Raw genomic sequence first — 10866 nt, forward strand, 5'->3', positions numbered from 1 at the left:
GCCCCCTGCCCCCTGTCCCCGTGGCGTAGCACCTGTCACCTATTCCCCTAAATTCAAGTTGGTGATTTTTTGGTAAGCTTGGTCTATACAGGGTTTACCTCTGAGGTAGCCTGTATTAGCACCGGGGCATAAATAAGTTAAAGTTTGTGGTGTGAAGCGATCGCTTAATAACTTAACGCTTTTAAGTTGTCGTAGCCAATGAAAAGTTTTAGAAGTGCGTAGTGGCATAGGTTCACCATGCTGGTTAGGAAGTAAATGCCGTCCCGAAAATAACACGCCATCAAATTCACGATAATATAAACAAGAAGAGCCCGGAGAATGGCCCGGTGTCCAAATTATTCGCGTTGTGGCATTGAGAGTGAACTCATGAGTAAAAGTGGTGACAGTTGAACCGGGCAATAAATAGGCTTCTTGTTCTTGGATGAGAATTTCGCAATTTAAGATTTGCTGATATTCTGCGGCTTTACCAATAGCACCACGATGACTGATAAAAAACCACCGAATTCCCCCATGTGAGGACAAAAAATCCTGGTTTATTTGTTCTAAAGCTGGGCAATCTATGAGAATATTTCCTTCATTGCTGATAATGAAGTAAGATGTCCCTCCTAAAGTGTCCCGATTAGGTGGAAAGGCAAAAATACTGTTATTCGTAAAAATCAGAGGATTTTCTGGCGTTGACGGGCTTTTTGTCAAGATAGAACGTGGTGGTTTAGTCTTGTAACTCGACTGCTGGGGAAAAGAAGACATAAATGAAAAAACTCAAACTGAGGAGTGGTGAACAATCAGGTTACAGTGTATTCACCATGACTGTGAACTGTGATTGAAAAATTAAGGCGTGCAGTCTTGCTTATAATTAAAATCTGTAACAAAAATTATAGGTAAGGCATTTTATCAAACATAGTGAAAATAATATGGCATTTTGGTTTCTCCTCCTTCTGGGGTCATTGACTTATTTAATGATGCAACAAAGCGTTGCACGGGCTACAAGAACCCCTGTATGGTTATTGTGGCTGGTTTTAATGACACCTGCATTTGTATTGACTGGTTGGACGCTGATATATGGTGCTAAACAAGCTCCCCCATCAGCATTGATTCTTTGGGTATCGGGAGGTTGTTTATTATTATATTGGGTATTGTTTAATCGGGGTCGGCAATTACCCGTAAATCCAGAAAATCAATCTCCAGAAAATCTATCACCATCAAATAATCATCCTCCCCTAGAAACAGCGCCTGTCCGTCCCATAGACTTAGCAGAAGAAAGCCGACTACGAAACTGCTTTCCTTGGTCTGTCTATTATGTGCAAAATATTGAGTACCGTCCCCAAGCAGTAATTTGTCGGGGACAGTTGCGAACTATGGCTAGTGAGGCTTATGAGCAAATTAAAACTAATATTGAAGGACAATTTGGCGATCGCTTCTTAGTCATATTTCAAGAAGGAATGAATGATAAACCCTTCTTTGTATTAGTTCCCAATCCCCAAGCAGTTAAACAAAATCACCAACAAAACGCAGAAAAAATTTCCGAATCAGTCTTAGCATTACTATTGTTAGTAGCAACTTTATTCAGCACCACTTTTATCGGCTTGAAAATTGCGGGTTTTAATATCACCCAACTAGAATCTGATTTCACATTATTTTTTCAGGGTTTACCTTATGCTTTGGGCTTAATAACTATCTTAGGAACTCACGAACTAGGTCATTATTTAATAGCAAAATTCTACAAAATTCGCACCACATTACCCTATTTTATTCCTATACCTTTCTTCTTAGGCACATTTGGTGCTTTTATTAAAATGCAGAGTCCCATACCTCACCGCAAAGCGTTATTTGATGTGAGTATGGCTGGTCCATTGGCAGGATTTATTATGACTATACCTTTATTAATTTGGGGTTTAGCTCATTCAGAAATAGTAGCTTTACCCGAAAAAGCCGGACTTTTAAACCCCAATGCACTCAATCCTAAATATTCAATTCTATTAGCTTTACTCTCAAAGTTGGCTTTAGGAAGTGAATTAACTGCAAAATCTGCCATTGATTTACATCCAGTTGCAATTGCAGGTTTCTTAGGATTAATTGTCACCGCATTAAATTTGATGCCTGTGGGACAGTTAGATGGTGGTCACATTGTCCATGCTATGTTTGGACAACGAACTGCTGTGATTATTGGTCAAGTTGCCAGATTATTATTACTAATGCTTTCGTTTATCCGAGAAGAATTTTTATTTTGGGCAATTATTTTATTATTTGTTCCCTTAGTTGACGAACCTGCTTTAAACGATGTCACGGAATTAGATAATAAACGTGATTTTATGGGATTAATGTCAATGGCTTTGTTACTGTTGATTGTTTTACCATTACCCCAAGTTTTAGCTAATTTGTTGCATATATAAGAGGCAAGAGGCAAGAGGCAAGAGTGAAGAGGGTTTGGGCGATTTTACATTTCTTTACACAGTTTGGTTTTATTGTGTTCACCTACTTAATGACCAATGACCCATTACCAACCTCAATATTGTAAGTAATTGGACAAAAATATTTACAGTCATTGCGAGGGAAGGGAAGCAATCACAACCCTGGCGATTGCTTCATTTCACTTCATTTCACTTCGTTACATATGGCTAACGCCACGCAACGCTTACGCAATGACATTGTGTAATTAATTCTGTCTCACTACTTAGTCTAGGATTTTTGCGAATTAGCGGCTTCAGTAGCCTTTTTAGAAGCATCTGTGCTACCCATACGGATTTCAGAAGTGAAGGAAGCCATACTAAAGCCACCAAATCGCTTCAGCACACATATCCGCATCCGTAGATTAGGACTGGCAAACCATAGCCTTTCTTCAGACCACATGGTTTCATACTCAGTAATCAGAGTTAAAGCACCATCGTCACCGATTTTATAGCTACCAGAAACGGGGGCTTTTTCGGCATAACCCATTGCTCGGAGTAATTTACCTTCATCTGGGTTATCTATATTGGGGACTGTGACTAAAACAGTCGAACCCTGATGTTTTTCTTCGTCCCATTCCATTGTGCCATTCCAGATAACTCGCGCCCCACAGGAAGCCGTATTTGGCGCAATTTCATGCTGTTCACACAGTTCAATTACTTCTGGATGATCAGCGGCTAACATCTCAATTACGATGTCCGATTTGCCGTCTTCTGACTGCTTGAACGCTAAATGGTGACTGGTGCGATGGGAAAACCACTTTCCAGCACTTAATTCAAAAAATTCTTCAATGTTCATAAATAAAGTTGTCCTGCATCACAATTTTAACAATGCCTTTTATTATTAAAAACTAGGAAGCGACTTTAAGTTCAACTAAGGTTGTTGGTTATTGGTTTCTTCAAGTCTTTGTAGAGAAATCCTGGCTGATTCAGCAACGTTTTTATGACTATCTTTCTCTAGATATTTTAAGGCAGAGACACTCTTAGGAGTCGGTAAATTGCCTAAAGCCTCAGCTAGTCGTTGTCGCACTAACCAATCCTCTGATTGGGCAAAACGGAGAATATGTGTCACAGAATCTATATCGCGGATTTCTCCCAAAGCTGAAATAGCCGCTTGTTGAATGACTATTTCTTCGCTATTTAACGCTTGGATGAGAATATCATGGGCGCGAGGGTCTTTGATATTACCTAAAGATACGGCAGCACTAAATCGCACCAGCCAGTCCGTATCTTCATAAAATGCCCGTGATAGCACTTCTAATGCTCTATTATCTTCTAGATATCCCAATGCACCGGCAGCATCAGCGCGGATGCCATAATCTGGATCTGTTTCTAAAATTTTCACCAGAATAGAATAGCACTCTGGGGTTTTTTTGATTCCTAGAGCGAATATTGCCATTGAGCGCAGTTGCAGGGATTCATCATCTAGAACCTTTTTAATTAAAGGGACTGCATCATCGGCAGATATATCACGCAAACTAGCAAGAGCTACCATGCGATCGCGCAAATTTGGACTTTCTAACTGAGTCGCAATTACTTCTAAACTTGGAGCAGCCATTTATTTGACAGCAATTTCTTAATTTATCTTTACTTTAACGTAATTGGCGCAGTCTAAACTATGATTCTTGTGATTCTGACGATTTAGATGCTTTTGGTGATAATAAACCCATTAATCATCTAAATCAAAGAGATCACACAAATCATAGTTCAGACTTTGGTATGATATCGTCACTTAAATAACAGTAAAACTTCACACCTATACTGTGTCTTTAGTAAGAGGAGAATAGATCGGAATAGACGTAGGGTTAATGGAACGACTGTTAAAGACAGCGAAATTACCATTAGGAGAATGATCATGGTTTTAGTTAGCGATCGCCCGGGTACGAAAAAAATCACCAGCTTACAACAGCAGCTTATCTATGAAATGAACATCATGTTCGATGCTGAAAATCATTTCTTAGAAGCCCAGCAAATGATGTGGCAATGTTGTCAAAACAGTAAATTGAAAGCTGTAATTGAGCCACATATTCCAGAAACCGAACAGCATATCGAAAACCTGAAACAGGTGTTAAGTATTCTAGGAGAACAACCACAGAGAATTACCTGTGATGTTGCGGCTGGTTTAGTTAGTGAAGGTCAAAAATTTGCACTTCTAGCTGCCGATAATGCCAAAATTAGCGACTTAGGACTGGCAGAATGGCACATGAGGATTGAACAACTGGAAATCACTTGTTATCGTAGTTTAATTAAGATAGCGGAACAAATGGGACAAAACCAAGTTGTCCAGTTGTTGGAGCAAAACTTACACCAAGAAGAACAGACAGCACAAAAGCTGGAACAATTGATGATGCAGTTAATTCAAGAAGCAAAGCAAACTGAAGCTAAGGCTACTGCTAAGGCTCGTTAGTCTGATTGGTATGTTCTAGGAAAACCCAGTTTAAATTATCATGTTTAAGCTGAGTGTTTTCGGATATTATAATCCCCGATTTTTCATGCTTCGGGGATTTTAATTTGCGAATTTTCATCACTCAAATCTCAAAAATCTATAAATCAGGAGGCAGAATTACGTTATCAATTGCATGAACAACACCGTTACTACCTTGGATATCTGCCTGAGTTACCTTGGCATCATTTACAGTTACACCTGTAGCTGGGTCAACTTTAACATTAATAGCACCCCCTTCTACGGTTTTCACTTCCCCAGATTTTAAGTCAGTGGAGAGGACCTTACCAGAGACTACATGATAAGTTAATATCTTGACCAATACTTCCTTATTTTCTGGCTTCAATAAATCCTTTAATGCGTCCGCTGGTAGTTTTGCAAATGCTGCGTCTGTAGGCGCAAAAATGGTAAAAAGACCTTTTCCTTGTAAGGTTTCTGTAAGTCCCGCTGCTTTTAAAGCTTTAGCGAGAGTTTTAAAAGATTCATTCTTCTCAAGCAAAGTCACTAAATTCACTGATGTCGACTGGGTGGGTTTGCTAACTGGTGTAGTGGGGACTTCTGTTGCTGGCTGGCTGGGTTCGGCGACCGGTGCGGTTTCACTAGGTTTGCTACCACGATTGTAAGGTGGTTCATTGAAAATATTTGGTCTGGGATTGCGGACTTCTTTGGCTGGAGATGGGATAGTAGTTAAAAGAGCGATACTCATTAATCCCATAATTGCTGTGATTTTGGGCAACAATTTGCTGTAATTAGCGTTCATAAATTTTGTTTATCCTGATTGCATACAAGTTATACCAAGATTTATCACATTTTGCCAACCAAAAAGGTTCTTGACTCAGGAACAAGATTTTTCGCAAAAATTGAGGTAAGGTGATCAAAGAATCTAAAAATCGGTGGTCAGGAGTAGGAATATTTATAATATCTAAGAGTTTGTTTGAAAAGTATTAGATGAAACCTATCCCCCCTTCCCTACCTCTCCCTAACTCTCTCCTAAGAGGCTATCACGTACACACAAGTTAAATTACCCCCCTTAATCCCCCCTTATGAAGGGGGGATTAAGGAAAAATTAGTTCCCTCCCCAAAGCATCGGGGAGGGTTAGGGTGGGGTAATTTGAGGAATAATGGTGATTTGATAACTTGTGTGTACACCGTAGCTCCTAAGAGGAGAGGGAAAAGGAACAACATTTAATACTGGAGAGGTTTACCAGAGGGATTTATTTATACATTAAAAACTTTTCAAACATCCTCTAACAAGTTCAACACTTTTATGCTATTTTATGCTATGAACTATTGGGAAAATTTCAAGTATCTCGAACAGTGCTAAATCAATTTATGTCCATAAAAATCCGAACCTGATTGTTGCACAAATTCGATTGATTTCCAACTTGATGGGCAACAACTTAACCAAGAAAATGGTAAATTTACAGGAAAAATGCTAAGAATTAAAGATACAATTATAAAATTAACGACTAAACAAGTTGCCGAATATACAATATGCTAGAACTATATCAGTGGGAATTATCTCAATTTTCCGAAAAAGTTCGTCTAATCCTAGATTATAAAGGACTAGAGTATCGCAAAATTGAAGTTGCACCGGGAATTGGCCAGTTAGAATTATTTCGTTTAACTGGACAAAAGCAAGTTCCAGTGTTAAAAGATGGCAATAGATATATTGCTGATTCTACAGAAATCGCTAAATATTTAGATTCAGAATACCCGGATTATCCGCTGATACCGATAGATCCCAAAAAACGCGCTTTGACTTTATTATTGGAAGATTGGGCTGATGAATCTATAGGTGTTAAAGGTAGAAAGGTTCTATTTGCAGCTATTAGTCAAGATCAGAGTTTTCGTAAGTCGTTGTTACCAGTTTCTACTCCAGATATTCTCAGAAGTGTTGTGGAAGGTGTTCCTAGTGATTTTCTGTCAGCGCTGGGTTTTGGTGTCGGTTTTACCCCAGATGTGGTAAATGCGGCTGTTACTAGCTTAAAACAAGATTTGGATATTATTACCCAATTATTAGTGGGTAGTCCTTATTTAACAGGTGATGAACCAACTTTAGCCGATTTAACAGTTGCTAGTTTATCCATGCTTTTGAAGTTTCCTGATGGTGCTTATTTGGATTTACCTGTATCTCTCAGAGGGAAAGGGTTAGCAAGTATAGCCAATAATCCTCATTATGAAGCATTTTTCGCTTGGCGCGATCGCATCTACTCTCAATTTAGAAAACCATTACCAGGAATCACACCACCCGTAGGAAATGCACCTACAAGTATTCAAATTGATTAGGCAAGAGGCAATAGGCAAGAGGCAAGAGGCAAGAAAAATATCAATATTTCCTGTTCCCTGTTCCCTGTTCCCTGTTCCCTGCTATAACAACGAACAACGAACAACAAACAAAAATGAATTTGGGATTACCATTAGGTTCTGTTATTGAAGGTTCTCTGACTGGGGGTTTGGAGGTCAGATTACACCCAGATATTTCTGTGGAAGATATGCGGGTAGGTAAATTTCTCGTGGTACAGGGGATGCGATCGCGCTTTTTCTGTATGCTAACAGATGTATCCTTGGGTATGGCGAATGACCGCATTACAGCTAGTCCTCCCAATTGGGAAGATAGTTTTTTGCGCGAAGTATTAGCAGGTAGCGGTACTTATGGGATGATCAACCTAGCACCCATGTTGATGTTTACCCCTGAATCTTCAGAATCTGGCTTTTCTAACAATGGTAAATCCCCTAATTCTTTTATCCCATCGTCCACTGGTTTAGCATCCTTTCAACCCCAAACCAGTACGACGATGGAATTATTACCTGTTAAAACTATTCCTAGTCACTTTAGCCAAGTTTACGAAGCCAATGAGGAGGACTTCCGCAAAGTGTTTGGCTGGGAAGATGACCCTCATCGTAACAACTTTTCTATCGGTAAACCCTTAGATATGGATGTGCCGATTTGCATTGATTTAAACCGCTTTGTGGAACGGAGTAATGGGATTTTTGGTAAATCGGGGACTGGGAAATCTTTCCTGACGCGCTTAATTTTAGCTGGGGTTATTCGTAAGAATGCGGCTGTTAACTTGATTTTTGATATGCACTCAGAATATGGTTGGGAAGCAGTCGCAGAAGGAAAGAACGTTAATACTGTAAAAGGTTTAAAACAACTATTTCCCGGACAAGTTGAAGTTTACACACTTGATCCAGATTCAACAAAACGCCGAGGTGTAAGAGACGCACAAGAACTATATCTAAGCTATGAACAGGTCGAAGTTGAAGATATAAAACTATGTAATCGTGATTTAGGACTTTCAGAAGCGGCTTTAGATAATGCTAATATCCTCTTTACAGAGTTGGGTAAATCGTGGATTATTCAATTACTAAATATGAGTAATGAAGATATTGAGATGTTTTGTGACGAAAAACGCGGACACAAAGGCTCAATTATGGCATTACAGCGGAAACTTTTTCGCTTAGATAGTTTAAAATATATGCGAAGTGCTTGTCCGCAAAATTATATTAAAAATATCGTCCAATCTTTAGAAGCTGGAAAAAACGTAGTTATCGAATTTGGTTCCCAGTCCAATATGCTCTCATATATGTTGGTGACAAATATGATTACCAGACGGATACATGAGCATTATGTCAAAAAAGCTGATAAATTTCTCCAAAGTAAAAATCCTTTGGATCGGCCGACACCATTAATGATTACAATAGAGGAAGCACACCGCTTTCTTGACCCAGGAGTGGTACAAAGTACAATTTTTGGAACTATTGCTAGAGAACTACGAAAATATTTTGTCACGCTTTTGGTAGTTGATCAACGTCCATCAGGGATAGATAATGAAGTCATGTCTCAGATTGGGACTCGAATCACCGCTTTGCTGAATGACGAAAAAGATATTGATGCTATTTTTACAGGTGTATCTGGTGCGGGTGGTTTACGCTCAGTCTTAGCTAAGTTGGACTCTAAACAACAAGCACTAATTTTAGGTCATGCTGTTCCTATGCCAGTAGTCGTGCGGACTCGTCCCTATGATTCTACCTTTTATTCCGAAATTGGTGCGATCGCTTGGGAAGAAAAAACAGATGAGGAAGTGTTCACCGCTGCTGAACTAGCAAAAGCAGATTTAGGATTTTAGTAGTTTCAAGTCAACAACAGACAACAGACAACAGACAACAGACAACAGACAACAGACAACGGACAACTAACAATTTCGTAACATCCCTCCATTACCCAAATAGCTCAAGTTCGGTTATCCGGCTAATCAAAAGCAACTTTCGAGGGATTTTCGCGTCACTATGGATATGCGAACACAGTTTTTGGAAGTTAAAAAACAATAGTTTCCATAATCATCAACTTTTTAGCTTGATTACTGGAGTATTTATTATCTGGGAACTTTACTATTGGCTCTGTTTGTCGTAACATAAAACCAATGTAAACTCATACTGACTCCGTTTTCAAAACGACTACTAGATAACTTAAACAAAAGAATTCTAGCCACCAACCCAATGTATTTCTGATAAAACTCCAAAATTAAAATTATAGAGAGGGTAAGGAGACATATTTTTAGACTAACAACATCTTCATAAAGGTTGGATCAATATCAATCATGCTTGATGGTAGCTTTTCATATCCAGTGATGTATATTGTAAGCTTACGAATTGCCCTTGTTAAAAAAATATTGATTATGTTTAAGGAGTAGAGGATAAAAGCACCAATGGCTACAGTTAAAAATAATACAGAGAATGTCAATGCGAAATTTACCGCTGATATGGTCAGAACCTATCTGCGAGAAATTGGTCGTGTACCTTTGTTAAGCCGTGAACAAGAGATTGTCTACGGTAAACAAGTACAGCAGATGATGACGCTGCTAGAAGCTAAAGAAGCTTTGAGCAAGGAAATTGATCATGAACCTAGTTTATCAGAATGGGCTGCCCGTGTTAATCAATCAGAAACAGAAATAAATCATCTGATGGTACAAGGTAAGCGAGCCAAGCAAAAAATGATTGAGGCTAATTTACGCTTGGTTGTAGCTATTGCGAAAAAATATCAAAAGCGAAATATGGAATTTCTGGATTTAATCCAGGAAGGTACTTTGGGATTAGAACGGGGTGTGGAGAAATTTGATCCTATGCGGGGTTATAAGTTCTCAACCTATGCTTACTGGTGGATTCGTCAAGCAATTACCAGAGCGATCGCCCAACAAGGTCGAACCATTCGCCTACCAATCCATATTACCGAAAAATTGAACAAAATTAAAAAAGTTCAACGGGAGTTAGCACAAAAGCTAGGAAGATCACCCTCACCGACAGAAATCGCCAAAGAACTGGAGTTAGAACCGGCTCAGATTCGTGAATATCTGAATATGGCGCGTCAACCAGTCTCTTTAGATGTGCGCGTCGGTGAAAACCAAGATACCGAATTACAAGAAATGTTGGAAGATGACGGTCCTTCCCCTGAGTATTACACTACTCAAGAGTTTCTACGTCAAGACTTGAATAATTTACTTGCAGAACTCACACCCCAACAGCGTCAAGTTGTCGCCTTACGCTTTGGTTTAGAAGATGGAAATGAAATGTCCTTGGCGAAAGTTGGTGAACGGTTGAACCTCAGTCGGGAACGAGTTCGCCAGTTAGAGCATCAAGCCCTTGCACATTTACGTCGCCGTCGAGCTAATGTCAAAGAATACGTTGCCAGCTAAAACAGTATACGCGCAGAATTGTATATTGAAGCATCCCTCTTGGTGATGCGCCTCCTGAGTTGAAAACAGGGGGCGATTTTTTTTGGAGGAAATAACAAAAGTTCTGCAAATTTCTGATTTATTTTGCGAAATCCGTAGATGGGAAGTTGTATCTACTGGCAGATCAATACAAGAATTAAACATTGAAACAGGCTGAGAATTTTCAATCTCGATTTTACATCCCTCCGGTGGAGGATTTTATGAAGTGATGGATAAATTTATTAACTAATGATAATCTGAGATT

At 39.2% G+C, this 10866-nt stretch carries 9 protein-coding genes; 5 read left to right on the forward strand and 4 right to left on the reverse strand.

All coding sequences use genetic code 11. The features are described from left to right. Nucleotides 1-39: 39 nt before the first annotated feature. Nucleotides 40-747 carry an MBL fold metallo-hydrolase gene (locus IQ228_RS12375; protein ID WP_193962975.1) on the reverse strand — a complete coding sequence of 236 codons (708 nt, stop codon included), beginning with the start codon at nucleotides 745-747 and terminating at the stop codon, nucleotides 40-42. A 164-nt stretch (nucleotides 748-911) separates the two neighbouring features. Here IQ228_RS12375 and IQ228_RS12380 point away from each other — a divergent pair, with 164 nt between their 5' ends. Further along, on the forward strand, nucleotides 912-2390 hold the full coding sequence (locus tag IQ228_RS12380) for a site-2 protease family protein (RefSeq protein WP_193962976.1): 1479 nt from the start codon (nucleotides 912-914) through the stop codon (nucleotides 2388-2390). Between the two features lie 286 nt (nucleotides 2391-2676). Here the strand turns inward: IQ228_RS12380 and IQ228_RS12385 are convergent, their stop codons facing one another. Next, entirely contained in the window at nucleotides 2677-3243 is a 567-nt protein-coding gene (locus tag IQ228_RS12385; RefSeq protein WP_027404371.1) for a phycobiliprotein lyase, read from the reverse strand. Nucleotides 3244-3318: 75 nt separating this feature from the next. Next, nucleotides 3319-4002, reverse strand: coding sequence for a HEAT repeat domain-containing protein (locus IQ228_RS12390; RefSeq protein WP_027404370.1), 684 nt, complete (start codon nucleotides 4000-4002; stop codon nucleotides 3319-3321). A 297-nt stretch (nucleotides 4003-4299) separates the two neighbouring features. Between IQ228_RS12390 and IQ228_RS12395 the strand changes: the two genes are divergently transcribed. After that, nucleotides 4300-4851: a ferritin-like domain-containing protein gene (locus IQ228_RS12395; protein WP_027404369.1), complete on the forward strand. Its 552-nt coding sequence runs from the start codon at nucleotides 4300-4302 to the stop codon at nucleotides 4849-4851. Nucleotides 4852-4987: 136 nt separating this feature from the next. Here the strand turns inward: IQ228_RS12395 and IQ228_RS12400 are convergent, their stop codons facing one another. After that, nucleotides 4988-5647, reverse strand: coding sequence for a fasciclin domain-containing protein (locus tag IQ228_RS12400; RefSeq protein ID WP_193962977.1), 660 nt, complete (start codon nucleotides 5645-5647; stop codon nucleotides 4988-4990). Between the two features lie 734 nt (nucleotides 5648-6381). Here IQ228_RS12400 and IQ228_RS12405 point away from each other — a divergent pair. The 3 genes from IQ228_RS12405 (at nucleotide 6382) to IQ228_RS12415 (ending at nucleotide 10583) form a co-directional block, all read left to right on the forward strand. After that, nucleotides 6382-7176, forward strand: coding sequence for a glutathione S-transferase family protein (locus IQ228_RS12405; protein WP_027404367.1), 795 nt, complete (start codon nucleotides 6382-6384; stop codon nucleotides 7174-7176). 113 nt (nucleotides 7177-7289) lie between these two features. Beyond that, the gene (locus tag IQ228_RS12410) at nucleotides 7290-9020 is read left to right on the forward strand and encodes an ATP-binding protein (protein WP_027404366.1); all 1731 of its coding nucleotides are present in this window, start codon (nucleotides 7290-7292) and stop codon (nucleotides 9018-9020) included. A gap of 579 nt (nucleotides 9021-9599) precedes the next feature. Then, nucleotides 9600-10583: an RNA polymerase sigma factor, RpoD/SigA family gene (locus IQ228_RS12415; RefSeq protein WP_027404365.1), complete on the forward strand. Its 984-nt coding sequence runs from the start codon at nucleotides 9600-9602 to the stop codon at nucleotides 10581-10583. Nucleotides 10584-10866: the final 283 nt, after the last annotated feature.

This window comes from Dolichospermum sp. LEGE 00246, from assembly GCF_015207865.1.
Lineage (GTDB): Bacteria > Cyanobacteriota > Cyanobacteriia > Cyanobacteriales > Nostocaceae > Dolichospermum > Dolichospermum heterosporum.

Bases quoted from the DNA above. Each gene is read 5' to 3' on its own strand.
- IQ228_RS12380 (WP_193962976.1), top strand. From the start codon at position 912: ATGGCATTTTGGTTTCTCCTCCTTCTGGGGTCATTGACTTATTTAATG.
- IQ228_RS12400 (WP_193962977.1), bottom strand. From the start codon at position 5,647: ATGAACGCTAATTACAGCAAATTGTTGCCCAAAATCACAGCAATTATG.
- IQ228_RS12415 (WP_027404365.1), top strand. From the start codon at position 9,600: ATGGCTACAGTTAAAAATAATACAGAGAATGTCAATGCGAAATTTACC.
- IQ228_RS12385 (WP_027404371.1), bottom strand. From the start codon at position 3,243: ATGAACATTGAAGAATTTTTTGAATTAAGTGCTGGAAAGTGGTTTTCC.
- IQ228_RS12405 (WP_027404367.1), top strand. From the start codon at position 6,382: ATGCTAGAACTATATCAGTGGGAATTATCTCAATTTTCCGAAAAAGTT.
- IQ228_RS12375 (WP_193962975.1), bottom strand. From the start codon at position 747: ATGTCTTCTTTTCCCCAGCAGTCGAGTTACAAGACTAAACCACCACGT.
- IQ228_RS12390 (WP_027404370.1), bottom strand. From the start codon at position 4,002: ATGGCTGCTCCAAGTTTAGAAGTAATTGCGACTCAGTTAGAAAGTCCA.
- IQ228_RS12410 (WP_027404366.1), top strand. From the start codon at position 7,290: ATGAATTTGGGATTACCATTAGGTTCTGTTATTGAAGGTTCTCTGACT.
- IQ228_RS12395 (WP_027404369.1), top strand. From the start codon at position 4,300: ATGGTTTTAGTTAGCGATCGCCCGGGTACGAAAAAAATCACCAGCTTA.